Genomic DNA, 20,935 nt, shown 5'->3' on the forward strand with positions numbered 1-20,935 from the left:
CGGACCCCGTACAGACCATAGAGACACGACCCTGAGAGGGATTGACGCATAGTGCTCGACGTCAACTTCTTCGACGAGCTGCGGATCGGCCTTGCCACCGCTGACGACATCCGTCAGTGGTCCCACGGTGAGGTCAAGAAGCCGGAGACCATCAACTACCGCACCCTCAAGCCCGAAAAGGACGGACTCTTCTGCGAGAAGATCTTCGGTCCGACCCGGGACTGGGAGTGCTACTGCGGTAAGTACAAGCGCGTCCGCTTCAAGGGCATCATCTGCGAGCGGTGCGGCGTCGAGGTCACTCGCGCCAAGGTGCGCCGTGAGCGGATGGGCCACATCGAGCTGGCCGCTCCCGTGACGCACATCTGGTACTTCAAGGGCGTGCCGAGCCGGCTGGGCTACCTGCTGGACCTCGCGCCCAAGGACCTCGAAAAGGTCATCTACTTCGCCGCCTACATGATCACGTGGGTGGACGAGGAGCGCCGTACGCGCGACCTGCCCTCGCTGGAGGCCCACGTCTCCGTCGAGCGCCAGCAGATCGAGCAGCGCCGCGACGCCGACCTGGAGGCCCGCGCCAAGAAGCTCGAGACCGACCTGGCCGAGCTGGAGGCCGAGGGTGCCAAGGCGGACGTGCGCCGCAAGGTGCGCGAGGGTGCCGAGCGCGAGATGAAGCAGCTGCGCGACCGTGCGCAGCGCGAGATCGACCGCCTCGACGAGGTCTGGAACCGCTTCAAGAACCTCAAGGTCCAGGACCTGGAGGGCGACGAGCTCCTCTACCGCGAGCTGCGTGACCGCTTCGGCACGTACTTCGACGGCTCCATGGGTGCCGCTGCCCTGCAGAAGCGCCTGGAGACCTTCGACCTGGAGGAGGAGGCCGAGCGCCTCCGCGAGATCATCCGGACCGGCAAGGGCCAGAAGAAGACCCGTGCGCTCAAGCGCCTCAAGGTCGTCTCCGCCTTCCTGCAGACCCGCAACAGCCCCAAGGGCATGGTGCTGGACTGCATCCCGGTGATCCCGCCGGACCTGCGTCCGATGGTGCAGCTGGACGGTGGCCGCTTCGCGACCTCCGACCTGAACGACCTGTACCGCCGTGTGATCAACCGCAACAACCGCCTGAAGCGGCTTCTCGACCTCGGCGCGCCCGAGATCATCGTGAACAACGAGAAGCGCATGCTCCAGGAGGCCGTGGACGCGCTCTTCGACAACGGCCGCCGTGGCCGCCCGGTGACGGGCCCCGGCAACCGTCCGCTGAAGTCGCTGTCCGACATGCTCAAGGGCAAGCAGGGCCGCTTCCGTCAGAACCTGCTCGGCAAGCGCGTCGACTACTCGGCCCGTTCCGTCATCGTCGTCGGCCCGCAGCTCAAGCTGCACCAGTGCGGTCTGCCGAAGGCCATGGCGCTGGAGCTCTTCAAGCCGTTCGTGATGAAGCGCCTGGTGGACCTCAACCACGCGCAGAACATCAAGAGCGCGAAGCGCATGGTCGAGCGTGGCCGCACCGTCGTGTACGACGTCCTCGAAGAGGTCATCGCCGAGCACCCGGTGCTGCTGAACCGTGCGCCCACCCTGCACCGCCTCGGTATCCAGGCGTTCGAGCCGCAGCTGGTCGAGGGCAAGGCCATCCAGATCCACCCGCTCGTCTGCACCGCGTTCAACGCGGACTTCGACGGTGACCAGATGGCCGTCCACCTCCCGCTGTCCGCGGAGGCCCAGGCCGAGGCCCGCATCCTGATGCTGTCCTCGAACAACATCCTCAAGCCGGCCGACGGCCGTCCGGTCACCATGCCGACCCAGGACATGGTGCTCGGCCTCTTCTTCCTCACCACGGACGAGGAGGAGCGCGAGGTCAAGGGCGAGGGCCGGGCCTTCGGCTCGGTCGCCGAGGCGATCATGGCCTTCGACGCCCGCGAGCTGTCGCTGCAGGCCAAGGTCGACATCCGCTTCCCGATCGGTACGGTTCCGCCCCGCGGCTGGACCCCGCCGGTCGCGGAGGAGGGCGAGCCCGAGTGGCAGCAGGGTGACAGCTTCCGGCTGCGCACCACCCTGGGCCGCGCGCTCTTCAACGAGCTGCTGCCCGAGGACTACCCGTTCGTCGACTACTCGGTGGGCAAGAAGCAGCTCTCCGCGATCGTCAACGACCTGGCGGAGCGCTACCCGAAGGTCATCGTGGCGGCGACGCTCGACAACCTGAAGGCGGCCGGCTTCCACTGGGCCACCCGTTCCGGCGTCACCGTCGCCGTCTCCGACATCGTCGTGCCGGAGGCCAAGAAGGGGATCGTCGCGGGCTACGAGGCCCAGGACGAGAAGGTCCAGAAGCAGTACGAGCGCGGTCTGATCACCAAGGACGAGCGCACGCAGGAGCTCATCAACATCTGGACCAAGGCGACCAACGAGGTTGCCGAGGCGATGAACGAGAACTTCCCGAAGACCAACCCCATCTTCATGATGGTGGACTCCGGTGCTCGCGGAAACATGATGCAGATGCGTCAGATCGCGGGTATGCGTGGTCTGGTGTCCAACGCCAAGAACGAGACCATCCCGCGGCCCATCAAGGCGTCGTTCCGTGAGGGTCTCTCCGTGCTGGAGTACTTCATCTCCACGCACGGTGCCCGTAAGGGTCTGGCGGACACCGCCCTCCGTACCGCCGACTCGGGTTACCTCACCCGTCGTCTGGTCGACGTCTCCCAGGACGTCATCATCCGCGAGGAGGACTGCGGCACCGAGCGCGGTCTCAAGCTGCGGATCGCCGCGAAGGACGCCGCCGGTGTCCTGCGCAAGGCGGACGACGTCGAGTCCAGCGTCTACGCCCGCATGCTGGCCGAGGACGTCGTCGTCGACGGCAAGGTCGTCGCCCCGGCGAACGTCGACCTCGGTGACGTGCTCATCGACGCGCTGGTCAACGCGGGTGTCGAGGAGGTCAAGACCCGTTCGGTCCTGACCTGCGAGTCCGCGGTCGGCACCTGCGCCTTCTGCTACGGCCGTTCGCTGGCCACCGGCAAGCTGGTCGACATCGGTGAGGCGGTCGGCATCATCGCCGCCCAGTCCATCGGTGAGCCCGGCACCCAGCTGACGATGCGTACCTTCCACACCGGTGGTGTGGCCGGTGACGACATCACCCTGGGTCTGCCGCGTGTCGTCGAGCTCTTCGAGGCCCGTACGCCCAAGGGTGTCGCCCCGATCTCGGAGGCGGCCGGCCGCGTCCGGATCGAGGAGACCGAGAAGACCAAGAAGGTCATCGTCACGCCGGACGACGGCTCGGACGAGATGGCTTACGGCGTCTCGAAGCGTGCCCGTCTGCTGGTGGGCGAGGGCGACCACGTCGTGGTCGGCCAGCCGCTGACCGTCGGCGCGATCAACCCGCACGACGTGCTGCGGATCCTCGGCCAGCGTGCCGTCCAGGTCCACCTGGTCGGCGAGGTCCAGAAGGTCTACAACAGCCAGGGCGTGGCGATCCACGACAAGCACATCGAGATCATCATCCGGCAGATGCTGCGCCGCGTGACGATCATCGAGTCCGGCGACGCGGAGCTGCTGCCGGGCGAGCTGGTGGAGCGCACGAAGTTCGAGGGCGAGAACCGTCGCGTGGTGGCGGAAGGCGGCCACCCGGCCTCCGGCCGTCCCCAGCTGATGGGTATCACCAAGGCTTCGCTGGCCACCGAGTCCTGGCTGTCGGCGGCGTCCTTCCAGGAGACGACCAGGGTCCTGACGGACGCGGCGATCAACGCCAAGTCCGACTCCCTGATCGGCCTCAAGGAGAACGTCATCATCGGTAAGCTCATCCCGGCCGGTACGGGCCTGTCCCGCTACCGCAACATCCGGGTCGAGCCCACCGAAGAGGCCAAGGCCGCGATGTACTCGGCCGTCGGTTACGACGACATCGACTACTCGCCCTTCGGCACCGGCTCCGGCCAGGCGGTCCCGCTGGAGGACTACGACTACGGTCCGTACAACCAGTAATCCCGCACCGCGGAACAGCAACAGGGCGGCCACCCCTCGGGGTGGCCGCCCTGCGGCGTTCGGCCGCCCGTGTGGCGGAGGGAACTCGTCCTCCCATTGCTGCGTCTGTGATGAGAAGATGAGGAGAACTGTCGAGCGGGGGGGAGGTTCGCGACATGGCGTTCCAGCCGTGGCAGGGTGGGCAGCCTGCTCAGAATCCGTATCAGGTGCCGGCCATGCGTGCCTCGCACGCCGATCGCGAGCGGGCGGTCGATGTCCTGAAGGCGGGTTTCGCGGAGGGCCGGCTCGGGCAGCCGGAGTACGAGCAGCGGATCGCGCGGGCGTATCAGGCGCAGACCCACGCCGAGCTGCAGATGCTGGTCGCGGATCTGCCCCAAGGGCCGGTGCCGCAGGCGCAGTTCGCGCCGCGGCCGGTGGCCGTGCCGACCACGTTCCTGCCGATGCAGATGCCGATGGTGCAGCCCACCAACGGCTCCGCGACGGGCGCGCTGGTGTGCGGCCTGCTGGCGCCGGTGACCTGGGGAGTGTCCTCGATTCCGGCGGTGATCCTGGGGCACAAGGCGCGGGCCGAGATCCGGCGGACCGGTGAGCGCGGGGACGGCCAGGCGGTCGCGGGGCTGGTGCTGGGCTGGCTCGGGATCGGGGCCTGGGCGCTGTTCATCCTGGTGATGGTGCTGGTCGCCGTGGTGCGGCCGTGACGGCCGTGCGCCTTCTTCCGTAGCGCGGTGGATCGCACTACGGTGGCCGCAGCGCCGGGGGAGTCCGGCGTGTCCTTCGCGTGTGCATTTGTTTTGACCGCAGCCAATGCGGTAGGTACGCTCTGACCTTGTGCCTGGGGTGTCCCTGGGCTGCCGTGCGTGCCTTCTCCCGCCATCACCGGCCGGAGAGTGCGGACAGCGCGGAAGCCGGGTTTTGACACCGCAATCTGCCGCCGCCCTCGTTCCAGCGAGGCAGGTCTGCAGTATTCGACACACCCGACCGCGTGGGTCGGGGAATGTTCCAGGTTAGCTTTACCGAGACTGGCACACAGAAACCGGAGAAACGGTGCCTACGATCCAGCAGCTGGTCCGCAAGGGCCGGCAGGACAAGGTCGAGAAGAACAAGACGCCCGCACTTGAGGGTTCCCCCCAGCGCCGCGGCGTCTGCACGCGTGTGTTCACGACCACCCCGAAGAAGCCGAACTCGGCCCTGCGTAAGGTCGCGCGTGTGCGTCTGACCAGCGGGATCGAGGTCACCGCTTACATTCCGGGTGAGGGCCACAACCTGCAGGAGCACTCGATCGTGCTCGTGCGCGGTGGCCGTGTGAAGGACCTGCCGGGTGTTCGGTACAAGATCATCCGCGGCTCCCTCGACACGCAGGGCGTCAAGAACCGCAAGCAGGCTCGCAGCCGCTACGGCGCCAAGAAGGAGAAGTAAGAATGCCTCGTAAGGGCCCCGCCCCGAAGCGTCCGGTCATCATCGACCCGGTTTACGGCTCTCCTCTGGTGACCTCCCTCATCAACAAGGTGCTGCTGAACGGCAAGCGCTCCACCGCCGAGCGCATCGTTTACGGCGCCATGGAGGGTCTGCGCGAGAAGACCGGCAACGACCCGGTCATCACGCTGAAGCGCGCGCTGGAGAACATCAAGCCGACCCTTGAGGTCAAGTCCCGCCGTGTCGGTGGCGCGACCTACCAGGTCCCGGTCGAGGTCAAGCCCGGCCGCGCCGCCACCCTCTCGCTCCGCTGGCTCGTGGGCTACTCCCGCGCCCGCCGCGAGAAGACCATGACCGAGCGCCTCATGAACGAACTGCTCGACGCCTCCAACGGCCTCGGCGCTTCGGTCAAGAAGCGTGAGGACACGCACAAGATGGCCGAGTCCAACAAGGCCTTCGCGCACTACCGCTGGTAGTCGCAACCCCCATCGAGACCGAGAGAAGATTGAGCCACTATGGCTACCACTTCGCTTGACCTGGCCAAGGTCCGCAACATCGGGATCATGGCCCACATCGACGCGGGCAAGACGACCACCACCGAGCGGATCCTGTTCTACACCGGTGTTTCGTACAAGATCGGTGAGGTCCACGACGGCGCTGCCACGATGGACTGGATGGAGCAGGAGCAGGAGCGCGGCATCACGATCACGTCTGCCGCGACGACCTGCCACTGGCCGCTGGAGAACGTCGACAACACCATCAACATCATCGACACCCCGGGTCACGTCGACTTCACGGTCGAGGTGGAGCGCTCGCTGCGCGTCCTGGACGGTGCGGTGACGGTGTTCGACGGCGTCGCCGGTGTCGAGCCGCAGTCCGAGACCGTCTGGCGTCAGGCGGACCGCTACGGCGTGCCGCGTATCTGCTTCGTCAACAAGCTCGACCGCACCGGTGCCGAGTTCCACCGCTGCGTCGACATGATCAGCGACCGCCTGGGTGCGGTGCCGATCGTCATGCAGCTGCCGATCGGTACCGAGATGGACTTCAAGGGCGTCGTCGACCTCGTGTCGATGAAGGCCCTGGTCTGGTCGGCCGAGGCCGCCAAGGGCGAGATGTACGACACCGTCGACATCCCGGCCACCCACACCGAGGCCGCCGACGAGTGGCGCGGCAAGCTGCTCGAGGTCGTCGCCGAGAACGACGAAGAGATCATGGAGCTGTACCTGGAGGGCCAGGAGCCCACCGAGGAGCAGCTGTACGCGGCGATCCGCCGTATCACGATCGCTTCCGGCAAGGCCGACGTCACCACCGTCACCCCGGTGTTCTGCGGTACCGCGTTCAAGAACAAGGGCGTGCAGCCCCTGCTCGACGCGGTCGTGCGCTACCTCCCCTCCCCGTTGGACGTCGAGGCCATCGAGGGCCACGCGGTCAACAACCCGGAGGAGGTCGTCAAGCGCAAGCCGTCCGAGGACGAGCCGCTGTCGGCCCTGGCGTTCAAGATCGCGAGCGACCCCCACCTGGGCAAGCTCACCTTCATCCGGGTGTACTCGGGCCGCCTTGAGGCCGGCACGCAGGTGCAGAACTCGGTGAAGGGCAAGAAGGAGCGCATCGGCAAGATCTACCGGATGCACGCGAACAAGCGTGAGGAGATCGAGTCGGTGGGTGCCGGCGACATCGTCGCCGTCATGGGTCTGAAGCAGACCACCACCGGTGAGACCCTCTGCGACGCGAGCGCTCCGGTGATCCTGGAGTCGATGGAGTTCCCGGCCCCGGTCATCCAGGTCGCCATCGAGCCCAAGTCCAAGGGCGACCAGGAGAAGCTGGGTGTCGCCATCCAGCGTCTCGCCGAAGAGGACCCCTCGTTCCAGGTGCACACCGACGAGGAGACCGGCCAGACCATCATCGCGGGTATGGGCGAGCTGCACCTCGACGTGCTGGTCGACCGTATGAAGCGTGAGTTCCGGGTCGAGGCCAACGTCGGCAAGCCGCAGGTCGCGTACCGCGAGACGCTGCGCAAGCCGGTCGAGCGCCTGGACTACACGCACAAGAAGCAGACCGGTGGTTCCGGTCAGTTCGCGAAGGTCCAGATCGCCCTCGAGCCGCTCGAAGGCGATGGCTACGAGTTCGAGAACAAGGTCACCGGTGGCCGCATCCCGCGGGAGTACATCCCGTCCGTGGACGCCGGCTGCCAGGAGGCCATGGAGTTCGGTGTCCTCGCCGGATACCCGCTCACGGGCGTCAAGGTCACCCTTCTCGACGGTGCCTTCCACGAGGTCGACTCGTCGGAAATGGCCTTCAAGATCGCCGGCTCGATGGCCTTCAAGGAGGCCGCCCGCAAGGCCAGCCCGGCCCTGCTGGAGCCGATGATGAAGGTCGAGGTCACCACGCCCGAGGACTACATGGGCGATGTGATCGGCGACATCAACTCCCGCCGTGGGCAGATCCAGTCCATGGAGGACCGCGCCGGCGCCAAGCTCGTCACGGGCCTGGTTCCGCTCTCGGAGATGTTCGGCTACGTCGGAGACCTCCGCAGCAAGACGTCGGGTCGCGCCAGCTACTCGATGCAGTTCGACTCCTACGCCGAGGTTCCGAAGAACGTCGCCGAGGAGATCATCGCCAAGGCCAAGGGCGAGTAAGGCCGGTCTCGCAAGAGCCGGACGCACCACGCTTTAGGCTTGACACCGTCTGATGGGGCAATCTCCCGCGAACCGTGAGAATTGCCCCGTCAGGCGGCACCCCAGCAAAGATCACCTGGCGCCGATGAGTAAGGCGTACAGAACCACTCTTCAGGAGGACCCCAGTGGCGAAGGCGAAGTTCGAGCGGACCAAGCCGCACGTCAACATTGGCACCATCGGTCACGTCGACCACGGTAAGACGACCCTTACCGCGGCGATCACCAAGGTGCTGCACGACCAGTTCCCGGACCTGAACCCGTTCACGCCGTTCGAGGACATCGACAAGGCCCCTGAGGAGCGCCAGCGCGGTATCACCATCTCGATCGCGCACGTCGAGTACCAGACCGCGTCGCGTCACTACGCCCACGTCGACTGCCCGGGTCACGCGGACTACATCAAGAACATGATCACCGGTGCGGCGCAGATGGACGGCGCCATCCTCGTGGTCGCCGCCACCGACGGCCCGATGCCGCAGACCAAGGAGCACGTGCTCCTGGCCCGCCAGTCGAACGTTCCGTACATCGTCGTCGCCCTGAACAAGGCCGACATGGTGGACGACGAGGAGATCATGGAGCTCGTCGAGCTCGAGGTGCGTGAGCTCCTCAGCGAGTACGAGTTCCCGGGCGACGACCTGCCGGTCGTCCAGGTCTCCGCGCTGAAGGCCCTTGAGGGCGACGAGAAGTGGGTCGCTTCCGTCCAGGAACTGATGAAGGCCGTGGACGAGTACGTCCCGCAGCCGGAGCGTGACGTCGACCAGCCGTTCCTGATGCCGATCGAGGACGTCTTCACGATCACCGGCCGTGGCACCGTTGTCACCGGTCGTATCGAGCGTGGTGTCCTCAAGGTCAACGAGACCGTCGACATCATCGGCATCAAGAACGAGAAGACGACGACCACCGTCACCGGCATCGAGATGTTCCGCAAGCTGCTCGACGAGGGCCAGGCCGGTGAGAACGTCGGTCTGCTGCTCCGCGGCATCAAGCGCGAGGACGTCGAGCGCGGCCAGTGCATCATCAAGCCGGGTTCGGTCACCCCGCACACCGAGTTCGAGGCCACGGCGTACATCCTCTCCAAGGACGAGGGCGGCCGCCACACCCCGTTCTTCAACAACTACCGTCCGCAGTTCTACTTCCGTACGACGGACGTGACCGGCGTCGTGACCCTCCCCGAGGGCACCGAGATGGTCATGCCGGGCGACAACGCCACGATGACCGTGTCGCTCATCCAGCCCGTCGCCATGGAGGAGAACCTCCGCTTCACCATCCGCGAGGGTGGCCGTACCGTCGGTGCCGGCCAGGTCACCAAGGTCATCAAGTAACGACGGTCTGATCTTCCTGCCTGCAGAGGCTGGGGTCGCCTGAGTGCGCAGCGGGCCCGCACATCCCTGTGATGTGCGGGCCCGCTGCGTTTTCGTGGTTAGGGGGTGCGCCTGCTGTTTGTGTCGGTGGTAGGGGTGTTCCCGGTCATCGGATCCGAGCACTCTGGCTGGGTGCGCCGGACACGGCGCGTAGCTGCACATGTGTCACCGGATAGGAATGATCGCCTTGATCTCCCGGACCGAGGATTACGACCTGTGGATGCGGCGGTTCCACCCTGCCCCGGACAGCGCCGTCACTCTGGTGTGCCTTCCGCACGCGGGGAGTTCGGCCAACTCCTGCTTCCCGCTCTCCGAGGGGCTCTCCCCCTCGGTTGAGGTGCTGGCCGTGCAGTACCCCGGTCGGCAGGACCGCTGCTGGGAGCCGCCCGCCCGCAGTGTGGCGGAGCTGGCCGCGTCCGTGGCCGAGGTGCTGCGCGGGACCCTCGACCGGCCGGTGGCGCTGTTCGGCCACAGCATGGGGGCCGCGGTCGCCTTCGAACTCGCCCGCATCCTGGAGCGGGAGCAGGGGGTCGCCCCGGTCGGCCTGTTCGCCTCGGCGCGCCGCGCCCCTTCCCGGCACCGCTACGACCCGCGTACGGAGCTGCCCTCCGGCGAGGAGGTCAAGGCGGAGCTGCAGCGGCTCAGCGGCACGGACGCCAGGATCCTGGAGGACCCGGAGCTGCTGCGCATCTTCCTCCCCGTGATCCGGGCCGACTACGCGGTGGCCGGTTCGTACCGGGGCGATCCCGACGCCCGGGTCGGCTGCCCGGTCACGGTGCTGGTGGGCGACGCCGACCCGGAGACCACCATCGAGGAGGCCCGCGCCTGGAGCGGCCACACCACGGGCGCGTGCGAGCTGCGGGTCTATCCGGGCGGCCACTTCTACATCGAGCAGCACCGGGCCTCGGTGATCAACGTGATCTCCGACGTGCTGCTGCCGGCCTGCGCCGCCCGGGGAGTTCCGTCGGGCAGGCCCTAGGCGATGTCGGCGTCGTCGAAGGCCAGGTTCGCGGGCAGTTGATGGCGGTGCTTGATGTGGAACTTCCGGTAGACCTTGGTGAGGTGCTGTTCGACGGTGCTGACCGTGATGAACAGCTTCGCGGCCACCTCCCGGTTGGTGTATCCCTGGGCGGCCAGCGCGGCAACCCGCCGCTCGGCGTCGGTGAGCGTCTCGGCCCGCATCGCGCGTTCGTCGGCGCGGGGGGCCGGGAGGCCCGGAGGCAGAGCGGGCTGCAGCGTACGCAGCAGCTGCTGTGCACCGCACTCCTGGGCGAGCCGCCAGGCGCGGCGCACCACGTGCCGGGCCTCGTTGCCCTTCCCCAACTGCTGCTGGGCCTGGCCCAGATCGGCCAGCGTCCAGGCCATGCCGTAGCGGTCGCTGCCGGCCTGGAACATCTCCAGGGCCCGGCCGAGCAGGGCCTGGCGCTGGGCCGGCGGTCGGGTGGCGGCCAGGATCCGCAGTGCGGCACCGACGGCCCTCGGCTGCCGCGGCTCGGCCTGGTCCAGCTGCTCGGTGAGCAGTCGGACGGCCCGGTCCGGCTTGTCCAGCCGCAGCCATGCCTCCGCCGCGGCGCTGCGCCAGGGCACCAGTCCGGGGGAGTCCAGCTGCCACTTCTGGAGCTGCTCGCCGCAGGCGAGGAAGCAGGTCAGCGCCGCCTGGGGCTGCTCGATGGCCAGGTGGTACCGGCCTCGCGCGTACTGGTAGTGCAGCCCGAAGCGGGTCCTGAAGGCGGCTTCGGGGAGCGGACGGCTCAGCAGCTCGGCCGCGGCCTCGTATTCGCCCGTGGCGGTGTGCGTTTCGATCAGGGTGGCCAGCGGCAGCGCGAGGCCGATGCCCCAGCCCTGGGTCGGGATCCGGGACAGGGCGTCTCCCGCCTGCTCCCGGGCCGCGGGCAGGCTGCCCCGGCGCAGCGAGACCATCGCCTTGGTCGAGAGCAGCAGGGCGTCCCAGGCGGGGGCGAACTGCTTGGCCGACTGGGCGAGCAGCTGGTCGCACCAGGAGTCCGCGAGGTTCAGCCGGTCGATGTAGATCAGGGCGTGCAGCGCCGAGAGCGGCACCTCAAGGGAGTTGCGGCCGAGGCGTACGTACTGGAGCACGTGCTCGGCCCTGGCAACGATGTCGTCGGGGTCCCCGCCGGTCAGTGCGTAGTACACGGCGCAGGCCGCGTTCAGCTGTGCCGAGACCGTCTCCGACGTGGGCAGGCACCGCTCCGGTTCGGCCGGGCCCAGCGCCCCGTGCATCCGGCTCAGCGCGCCGGGGTAGGTGGAGGCCAACCGCAGCCGGGTGGCGAGCAGATGACTGGTGAACTGCGGCTCGGGGGCGGACTCCGGCAGCCCTTCGGAGACCTTGACGGCCTCGTCCTCCAGGCCGTTCCAGAGCAGGGCGCGGAGCAGTTGCAGTCTCATGGTGGGCGGCAGCAGCCCGTCTTGTGCGGACGCGGCCAGCGCCTTGAGCTGCGGCACCGCGGCCTTGGGGTCGAGCCGCCAGGTGATGTGCGCCGCGGCCGCCTTGAAGGCGAGGGCCTCCGCCTCGTCGCCGGAGCAGCGGCTGGCCAGGTGCAGGCAGTGCGCCGCGAGCGTGCTGCGGTCGTCGGTCAGGAACTGCTCGGCGGCCGCCCGCAGCAGGGACGCTTCCCAGTCCTCGCCGAGCGGGCCGCACTCCAACAGCTGGGCGGCGACCGCGGTCTGCGGTGCGCCCTGCTCGTGGAGCAGCCGGGCGGCGCGTCCCCGCAGCGCGGTGAGCGCCTCGGCCGGGATGTCGCCGAGCACGGCGCCGCACAGCGCGGGGTGGCGGAACCGCCCGCCGCCGTCGAGCAGGCCCGCCTCCTCCAGCGCCTCGACGGCGTGGGCGGTGGCCTGCGGGCCGACCTCGACGAGGTTGCCGAGCAGGCCGGGCGGGGCGTGCCCGTCCAGCACGGCGAGGCCGCGGGCGACGCGTACGTAGTCGGGGCCGCTGCGGTGCACGCAGGCCAGCGCGGCCTGTTGGAAGCCGTCCGCGATGACGAGCCGGGCCCGCCCCGAGGAGAGGTTGCGGCGGTAGGCGGTGTCGTGGACCAGCGCGCGCAACAGCAGCGGATTGCCGCCGCTGACGTCGAGGAACTCGTCGGCGAGCCGCTCGGCGGCCTCTTCGCCCAGTTCCCCGGCGACCAGCCGGACGACCCCGTCCCGGCCGAGCGTGCCCAACTGGATCCGGCGGGCCCGTGGTTGGTACTGGAGTTCGCCCAGCAGCGCGTGGTCCGCGGTGCTGCGCGGGCTCTCGGTGACCACGAGGGCGATGCGCTCGGTCCGGAAGCGGCGGATCAGGTAGAGCAGGCACTGCAGGGAAGCGGTGTCGGCGTACTGCATGTCGTCGATGGCCAGGAGCAGCGGTGCCTGGGCGGCCAGTTCCGTGGCCGTGCGGTGTACGTGCCGCAGGACGCGGGGTGGTACGGACTCGGCGCCGGGCCGGTGGGGGAGTTCGGCGGCCGGGCCGCTCTCCTGCTCCGCCACGGCGGCCACATCGGGGAACAGCTGCTCCAGGAGTGCATACGGAAACCACTGCTCCATGGCGCTGCCGATCGCGGTCAGCACCTGGAACCCCTGCCCGGCCGCGCGCTCGCACAGTAAATGGAGCAGCTCGGTCTTGCCGGTTGCGGTGCTCCCACGGATGACAGCCAGCGTTCCTGTCCCCGAGACGCACTCCGTGAGCATCCCGGTCAGCTGGGATATCTCGACGTCGCGGTCCACGATCACTTGCCAGCCCCCGTTCCCCGTTGCGAGCAGGGCAGGGTGGGCGTCCTCGGTGTCATCCCGCTGAAGTCCGGGATTCCGGACTGTTCGGGGCTGAAGGACCGTGGTGTGGTCGTACCCGCCTTGCTCGCATGCAACCGTAGCAAGACGGATGGTAGGGGACTAGTGCCATTTTCACGGACCCAGGTGCTCCGGATCGGGGTATGCCGATCACAGCCGGACGTCGTGCGCCCGTACACCCCTTAGCGCCCCTAGTCCGGTGCGGTGAGGATAGGGGTTCCTGGCCCGGACCCCCTCTGTTCCAATGGCGCTGGAGATCGGGACGCGCGGCGGGAACGGGGGACGGGTGGGTCGATGAACGTCCTTGCCACCCCCCAAGTCGCCTGGTCCATAAGGTCAGTTGACGCTTTCTCAGAATATGCCGTAGGCGCGGAGAGCGTGCATCTTTGGGCGGTGCGGCTGCATTCCTGGGAGGACGATCCCGGGGATCTCCGCGCGGTGCTCTCGCCGGAGGAGAGGGCCAGGGCGGACTCCTTCGTCTTTCCCCGGCACCGTCGCCAGTACGTCATCAGCCACGCCTTCGTACGGCAGGTGCTGTCCTGGTACGTACCGGTCCGTCCGCGGGACCTGCGCTTCGGCACCGGCCCGCACGGAAAGCCGCGCCTGGACCGGCCGGCGGGCGCGCCGGGCCTGGAGTTCAACCTCTCCCACTGCGCGGAGCTGGCCCTGGTCGGCATCGCGCGCGAGGCGATCGGCGTCGACGTCGAGGCGGTGCGGCACGGCCACGACGCCACCGGTGTCGCGCACTACTTCCACCCCGCGGAGCGCCGGGTGCTGGACGGCCTTCCCGCGGACCGGCGCAGCGGCGCCTTCCACCGCGGCTGGACGCGCAAGGAAGCGGTGGTCAAGGCCATCGGTGCCGGGCTGACCATCCCCCTGGACGCCTTCGAGGTGGAGCTGGACACCGACGCGCCGACCGTGCCGCGGGCGCGCGGCCCGGCCTTCCCGACGGGGCGCAGCTGGCATCTCACGCACCTGGAGCCGCTGCCCGGCTACGTCGGGGCGGTCGCCGTGCCCTTTCGCCCCGCCACGATCGCGGCGGCCCTGGTGACCGGGCCCGTGCTGCCGCCCACCCGGGCTCCGGGGGCTGGAATTCCCGCAGTTCAGGACGGGTGGGCGAGCCCCTATGAGTCCCCTACCGGCAGGTGAAGTTAGGGGTTCCGGAGATCCGCGGCCCTCTGGTCGAATGCAGCCGCAGAAGGCGGAAAGCCGCGGTCCGTGCCATATCCGCAGCGTCAGTTCGCAAGGGGGATCGGTGCAACCCAGGACCATTCGCCTGGCCCTGCCGCACATGGCGGTGGGCGGCCTTTCCGAGAACTGGCTCTTCAAGGAGTGCGGCGACCTCCACTGGCAGCTGCTCGGGGAGCACTTCGGCGTCCCCGTCACCGAGCTGCGGGACGCGCGAGGAGACCGGCTGCTCCCCGTTTTCGTACGCATCGCGACGGACGCCCGGCAGCCGCTGAGTGCCTTCCGGGAGGGCGACGCCGTCACGCTGACGGGGCGCCTGACCCGTCTCGACGAGCGGACCTTCGCCGGCGACACCGAACTGCGCGCCGGGGAGCGGGTGGTGACGGCCCGGCTGATGACGGTCTTCGCCAAGCGCACGGCGGGCGGCGCGCTGGCCCCTGTCGTGCCCCGGACCGGCGGTGCCGACGGTCCATCGGCCTCCGAGGGCGTCGACGAGAGCCTCCTCGCCTTCCAGCGCGGGTTCATGGCGGCGCGGCAGGCCGACCCGGCCCGGCCGCTGGAGCCGGCGGAGGCGGGTGGCGAGCTGTTCCGCCACGTGTACGACCTCAACCCCTACTACGACCTCAACGGCGCGGGTCTGCTCTACTTCGCCTCCTACCCGCACATCAACGATCACTGCGAGCGGCTGTATTTCCACACCACCGGCCTCCCCGCCGACGGGGACGGCCGGGGCGCGGACTGGTCCGGCGCGGCCTCGACGGTGGCCCGCGATGTGCTCTACCTGGGCAACTGCGGCCCGGACGACGCCGTCGTGTACCGGCTCGACTCCTGCCGGTTCGACGGCGGCCGGGTGCACCTCGCCTCGACGCTGCTGCGCGAGAGCGACGGGGCGCCGCTGGCCCGGATCCGTACGCTCAAGGAGCTGACCGGGTGCGAGGCGCCCGAGGCGCCCGTGCGCCGTGCGGGGTCGGCGGACGGGGACCGGACCGCCGCGGCCGGCCTGGCCGCGCGGCTGCTGCCGGTCATGGCCCGCGCGCTCGATGTGCCGGCGGACCGGCTCACCGACGGCACGGACCTGCGCGAGCTGGGGCTCGACAGCTTCACCCTGTCCGCCTTCGCGCACGAGGCCACCGGCGAACTCGGCACCGAGGTCGACCCCAGCCGGCTCTTCCAGAGCTTCACCGTCGCCGACCTCGCGCGCGTGGTGGCGCGGGAGCAGGGGCTGGAGCGGGGGCACGAGCCGGGGCGGGAGGCAGCCGGGCCGGCCGAGGCGCCCCGTCCCGCACCGCGGCAGCGTGCCGCCCGGCCGCGGCGGCGCCCGCGCCGTGCCGGGTCCGACGAGATCGCCGTCGTCGGCCTGGCGGGCCGCTTCCCCGGCGCCGACACCGCCGCCGAGCTGTGGCGCGTGCTCGCCGAGGGGCGGGAGACCATCGGTGAGATCCCCGCCGACCGCTGGGAGCGGCACACCGCGGGCGGCGAGCCCGACGGACCGGGGCAGGTGGCCGGGCGCGGTGGGTTCCTGGCCGACATCCGGCGCTTCGACCACTCCTTCTTCCGGGTCTCGCCGCGCGAGGCCGAGCTGATGGACCCCCAGCAGCGGCTGTTCCTGGAGGTCGCGTGGGAAGCCTTCGAGGACGCCGGTCACGACGTCACACGGCTGCGCGGCAGCCGTACGGGCGTGTTCGTGGGCGTGTGCCACAGCGACTACGCGGCGGTGCTGCGCGAGCGCCTGCGGACGGTCGAGCCGCATCGCAGCGTCGCCACCTCGCCGTCGGTCGTCGCCAACCGGGTGTCGTTCGCCTTCGGGTTCCACGGCAGCAGCGTCGCCGTCGACACGCTGTGCTCGTCCTCGCTGGTCGCCGTGGACCAGGCGGTGCGGGCGCTGCGCGACGGCAGTTGTGAGCAGGCGTTGGTCGGCGGGGTCAACGTCATCTGCGACCCCGGCCAGCACCGGGCGTACGCCAGGACCGGGGTGCTCAGCGCGGACGGCCGGTGCCGGACCTTCGACGAGGCCGCGAACGGTTATGTGCGCGGCGAGGGCGTGTGCGCGCTGGTGCTCAAGCCGCTGCGGCAGGCCCGCGCGGACGGCGACCAGGTGTACGCCGTGATCAAGAGCGCGGCGGTCAACCACGGCGGCCAGGCCCAGTCGCTCACCGCCCCCAACGCCGACGCCCAGGCGGCGCTGCTGAAGCAGGCGTACGAGGCGGCCGGGATCGACCCCGCGACCGTGGGCTACCTGGAGGCGCACGGCACCGGCACCGTGCTCGGCGACCCGATCGAGATCGCCGGCGTCGTCGGTGCCTTCGAGCAGCTCCACCGGGACCGGGAGCAGCCCCTGCCGCCGGAGGGGCACTGCGGGATCGGCTCGCTGAAGACCAACATCGGTCATCTGGAGGCGGCCGCGGGCGTCGCCGGGATGATCAAGGTGATGCTCGCGATGCGGCACGGTGTGCTGCCCGCGACCCGCAACTTCACCCGGCTCAACCACCGGATACGCCTTGCCGGTTCGCCGTTCCGCATCCAGAGCGAGCAGACGCCCTGGCACCGCTTCACCGACGCCGACGGGCGGCCGGTGCCGCGCCGGGCCGGTGTCAGCTCGTTCGGGATGGGCGGCACCAACGCGCACGTCGTGCTGGAGGAGTTCCTGGAGCCCGCGTCGCGGGACGGCGGCGCGCCGGGCGCGGACGACGGCCCGTACGTGGTCCCCCTCTCGGCCCGGACCCCCGACGCCCTGGCCGACGCGGCCCGCAACCTGCTCGCGTTCCTCGACGGCTCGCCCGACGACGGCCCGCGCCCCCACCTGGCCGCCGTCGCCCACACCCTGCAGACGGGCCGTGCGCAGTTGCCGGAGCGGCTGGCGGCCGTGGCGTCCTCGCTCGACGAGTTGCGCCGGGTGCTGCGCGGGTGGCTTGCGGGGGAGCGCGACGCGGACGCCGCATCCGCCCCCGGTGCGCTCGCCCGGCGCTGGGAGGCGGGCGCCGAGATCGACTGGGCCGCGGAGTGGGGCGCCCGCACCCGGCCGGGGCGGGTGTCGCTGCCCACCTATCCGTTCCGCCGCGACCGGCACTGGGTCGCGGCCGTGGAACCTGCCGTGGAATCCGCCGAGGAACCTGCCGAGAAGCCGCTCGTGGCCGAGGAGTTCCTGGCGCGGAGCTGGCGGGCGGACGCCGCGCCGGCGGCCGGGGCTCCTGCCGAAGGCGCGTATCTGGTCCTGGTCGACGACGCGTCGGCGCGGGCCGCGTCCGCGCTCTTCGCCCGACAGGGCGGTGCGCACCGGGCGATCACCGTGCACGTCGCGGACCTCACCGGCCAACCCGGCTCGCTGGACGCGGTGCTGGCCGCGCACGGCGGCCTGGCCGGGGGCGAGCGGCTCGCGGGAATCGTCGACCTGGCGGACTGGCGCGAGGAGGGCGAGGAAGGCGAGGAAGGAGGGGCCGGCGGGAGCGCCGCGGTGTTCCGGAACCGGCTGGTGCTGCTGCAGGAACTCCTCGCGCACCACCGGCTGCCGTCGCTCACCTGCCTGCATGTGACCCGGGGCCCGGTGGCCACGGAGGCGGCGGGCCTGTACCGGATGCTGTCGAGCGAGTTCCGCAGCGTGGAGAGCCGGACCGTCGACGTGGAGTTCGGGCCGGACCGGCCCGAGGAGCTGGCACCCGTCGTCGCCGCCGAACTCGCGCTGCGCGACCGGCAGACACAGGTCCGCCACCGCGCGGGGCGGCGCGAGTGCGCGTCGCTGCGCTTCCTCGCCGAGGAGGAGCGGGCCGCCGCGGCCGCCGGGGCGAGCCCGCTCGACGAGGCCGCCGCGGGCACCGTGGTGATCACCGGTGGCACCGGGGAGATCGGCCTGCACCTCGCGCGCGAGCTGCACCGGCGCGGCGCCCGCCACCTGTTGCTGATCGGCCGCGGCAGGCTGCCGGCGCGCGCCAAGTGGGCCTCGCTCGCCCGCGATCCGCAGACGGACCCCAGGCTCGCGCGGCGGCTCGGGGCACTGGTGGAGCTGGCGGAGGCGGGTGCCTCGGTGGAGGTGCGCACCCACGCGCTCCGCGACGCCGCCTCGCTCCGGCGGCTCCTGGACCGGACCCGGCAGCGGCACGGGCCCGTCACCGCGGTCTTCCACGGCGCGGGTGCGATGGACGACAGCCGCTTCCTGCTGACCAAGGAGCCCAAGGACGTCCAGGGGGTCCTGGACCCGAAGGTGCGGGGCGTCCGGACGCTGTGGGCCGCTCTCGCGGACCAGCCGCCGCGGCTGCTCGCGCTGTTCTCGTCGATCTCCGCGGCGGTGCCCCGGCTCGCCGTCTCCTACGGCGACTACGCGGCCGCCAACGCCTTCCTCGACGACTTCGCGGCCGCGCACGACGGCCGTGGCGACTGCGCCGTCCGCTCCCTGCAGTGGCCGGTGTGGGAGGACACCGGCCTGGGCCGGGGCCGTGGTGGCGCCGCCGACGAACTCGGCATCCCCGCCCTGGCCGTGGGGGACGCGCTCGCTCTGCTGGACGGCGCGCTCGCCGTGCCGGGGCACCCGGTGCTGCTGCCGTGCCGGGCCGACCGGGCCCGGCTGCGCCTCGACGGTCTGCTCAGGGCGCCGGAGCGGTCGACCACCGCGCCGGCCGGCGCCGTCGGGTCCGCCGTCGTGCCGGCCGGGGCGGGTGCCCCCGCCCCCGATTCCGTCGCGGCGGCCGCCCCGGCGCGGTCGGGCGAGACGGACCCGGCGGCGGTCCTCGCCTGGCTGACCGGTGTCTTCGCGCGGACTCTGAAGGCGGACCCCGGCACCCTGCCGCCGGCCGCCTCGTTCGCCGAACTCGGCGTCGACTCCCTGCTGTTGGCCGAGCTGGTCCGCGAGCTGGAGGGTGCGCTCGGCCGGCCCGTCGACCCGACGCTGGTCCAGCAGTACCCCACGTTGACGGAGCTGGCGGCCACGCTCGCGGAGCAGGTGCCCGCGGCGGTCCGGTCCGCGGTCGGGCCCGGCGCGGCGGACGGCGCCGTCGACCGCGCCGCGCATGCGACCGGCGGCGCACCCGCGCACGGCGCCGGCGAGCACGCGACCGTCGCCCCGCGGCCCGAAGCGGCCCGTGCCGCGGGCCCCGTCGTGCCGGCCGGCCCCGTGCCGATCGCGGTCATCGGCATGGCCTGCCGCTTTCCCGGCGCCGACGCCCCGGCCACCTTCTGGCGGAACCTGGTCGAGGGCCGGAGCCATGTCGTGGAGGTCCCGCCGGAGCGGTGGGACGTGAACGCGCTGTACTCACCCGACGGCGGGCCCGGCAAGAGCATCAGCAAGTGGGGCGGGTTCATCGACGACGCCGCCGACTTCGACGCCGCGTACTTCGGCATCGACGAGCGCACCGCCGGCTACCTCGACCCGCTGGCCCGCAAGGCGCTGGAGGTCGGCGCCGAGTGCCTGCGGGACGCGGGCTACCGGGAGGACGGGCTGAAGGGGCGCCGCGTCGGCGTCTACCTCGGCACCCGGTCCGCCAACTACCGCGAGTACCTGCGGCCGTTGCCCCGCGAGGCCATCGTCGGCCTCAACCAGAACTTCATCGCCGCCCACCTCTCCCACTTCCTCGATCTCTCGGGGCCGAACCTGGTGGTGGACAGCGCCTGTTCCTCCTCGCTGGTCACCGTGCACCTGGCCTGCCAGAGCCTCGCGCTGGGCGAGACGGAGCTGGCGCTGGCGGGCGGCGTCGACCTGCTCCTGGACGAGGACCCGTACCTGCTGCTCAGCGAGGGCAAGGCGCTGTCACCGACCGGCCGGTGCCACACCTTCGACGAGGCCGCGGACGGATTCGTGCCCGGCGAGGGCGCGGGCATGGTGCTGCTCAAGCGCCTGGACCACGCGGAGCGGGACGGGGACCGGGTGCTCGCCGTGATCGAGGCCGGCGCCGTCAACAACGACGGCCGCACCATGGGCTACACCACGCCCAGTGTGCGGGCCCAGCGCGAGCTGATCCAGGAGGCGCTGGAGCGCGGTGGCATCGACCCGCGGACGATCGGCTACGTCGAGACCCACGGCACCGGCACCATGATCGGCGACCCGATCGAGCTGCAGGCCCTGACCACCGCCTACCGGCGCTACACCGCCGACACCGCGTTCTGCGGCGTGGGCAGCGTGAAGACGAACGTCGGCCACCTGCTCAGCGCGGCCGGTGTGGCCGGTCTGATCAAGGTCGTACTGGCCCTGCGGCACCAGCGGATCCCGCCGACGCTCAACTGCGTCACCCCCAACCCGCGGTTCGCCTTCCCCGAGTCGCCCTTCCACCCGGTCACCGAGGCCCGCGACTTCTCCTCGGGGCCCGCGCTGGAGCGCGCGGCGGTCAGCTCCTTCGGCTTCGGCGGTACGAACGCGCACCTGATCCTGCGGCGCGCCGCGGACGGGGCGCGGGCCACCGGGTACGCGTCCCGGCAGCCGCTGCCGCCTCCGGCCTACGACCGGAAGGCCATCTGGCCGCTCAAGAAGGAGCCGCCGTACCCGAAGGCGTCCGCGCCCCTGAACGAGAAGAAGCGGTCGGCACGCCTCGACCTGACTTTCCTGCCTACCGGTTGATCGTGGAACCAGGAAGAGACCCT

The 20,935-nt window shown here is 70.6% G+C and carries 10 protein-coding genes; 9 read left to right on the forward strand and 1 reads right to left on the reverse strand.

Annotation, left to right across the window (positions count from 1 at the left end; genetic code table 11):
• The first annotated feature begins 51 nt into the window (after nt 1-51).
• The 7 genes from GR130_RS02285 (at nt 52) to GR130_RS02315 (ending at nt 10,376) form a co-directional block, all read left to right on the forward strand.
• On the forward strand, nt 52-3,951 hold the full coding sequence (locus tag GR130_RS02285; RefSeq protein ID WP_159503154.1) for a DNA-directed RNA polymerase subunit beta': 3,900 nt from the start codon (nt 52-54) through the stop codon (nt 3,949-3,951).
• A gap of 215 nt (nt 3,952-4,166) precedes the next feature.
• Nucleotides 4,167-4,649 carry a DUF1707 and DUF4190 domain-containing protein gene (locus GR130_RS02290; protein WP_159503155.1) on the forward strand — a complete coding sequence of 161 codons (483 nt, stop codon included), beginning with the start codon at nt 4,167-4,169 and terminating at the stop codon, nt 4,647-4,649.
• Nucleotides 4,650-4,995: 346 nt separating this feature from the next.
• The gene (rpsL, locus tag GR130_RS02295) at nt 4,996-5,367 is read left to right on the forward strand and encodes a 30S ribosomal protein S12 (RefSeq protein WP_003948652.1); all 372 of its coding nucleotides are present in this window, start codon (nt 4,996-4,998) and stop codon (nt 5,365-5,367) included.
• Between the two features lie 2 nt (nt 5,368-5,369).
• On the forward strand, nt 5,370-5,840 hold the full coding sequence (rpsG, locus tag GR130_RS02300) for a 30S ribosomal protein S7 (RefSeq protein ID WP_004571813.1): 471 nt from the start codon (nt 5,370-5,372) through the stop codon (nt 5,838-5,840).
• Nucleotides 5,841-5,879: 39 nt separating this feature from the next.
• Nucleotides 5,880-8,000 (forward strand): elongation factor G, encoded by a 2,121-nt coding sequence (gene fusA / locus GR130_RS02305; RefSeq protein ID WP_159503156.1) that lies wholly within the window; start codon nt 5,880-5,882, stop codon nt 7,998-8,000.
• 164 nt (nt 8,001-8,164) lie between these two features.
• Nucleotides 8,165-9,358, forward strand: a complete 1,194-nt coding sequence (tuf, locus tag GR130_RS02310; protein ID WP_159503157.1) for an elongation factor Tu — start codon at nt 8,165-8,167, stop codon at nt 9,356-9,358.
• A 226-nt stretch (nt 9,359-9,584) separates the two neighbouring features.
• Nucleotides 9,585-10,376 carry a thioesterase II family protein gene (locus GR130_RS02315; RefSeq protein ID WP_443043528.1) on the forward strand — a complete coding sequence of 264 codons (792 nt, stop codon included), beginning with the start codon at nt 9,585-9,587 and terminating at the stop codon, nt 10,374-10,376.
• Here GR130_RS02315 and GR130_RS02320 read toward each other — a convergent pair.
• Complete coding sequence (locus GR130_RS02320; protein WP_236572710.1) at nt 10,373-13,129, reverse strand: helix-turn-helix transcriptional regulator; 2,757 nt, start codon at nt 13,127-13,129, stop codon at nt 10,373-10,375. The two genes, GR130_RS02315 and GR130_RS02320, sit on opposite strands and share 4 nt — an antisense overlap.
• A gap of 450 nt (nt 13,130-13,579) precedes the next feature.
• On the opposite strand from GR130_RS02320, the gene GR130_RS02325 reads away from it, so the two are divergent.
• Both GR130_RS02325 and GR130_RS02330 read left to right on the forward strand, forming a co-directional pair.
• Nucleotides 13,580-14,335, forward strand: coding sequence for a 4'-phosphopantetheinyl transferase family protein (locus tag GR130_RS02325; RefSeq protein ID WP_236572712.1), 756 nt, complete (start codon nt 13,580-13,582; stop codon nt 14,333-14,335).
• Nucleotides 14,336-14,441: 106 nt separating this feature from the next.
• Nucleotides 14,442-20,912, forward strand: coding sequence for a beta-ketoacyl synthase N-terminal-like domain-containing protein (locus GR130_RS02330; protein WP_159503160.1), 6,471 nt, complete (start codon nt 14,442-14,444; stop codon nt 20,910-20,912).
• Nucleotides 20,913-20,935 lie beyond the last annotated feature (23 nt).

The organism is Streptomyces sp. GS7, assembly GCF_009834125.1.
In the GTDB taxonomy this organism is placed as follows: domain Bacteria; phylum Actinomycetota; class Actinomycetes; order Streptomycetales; family Streptomycetaceae; genus Streptomyces.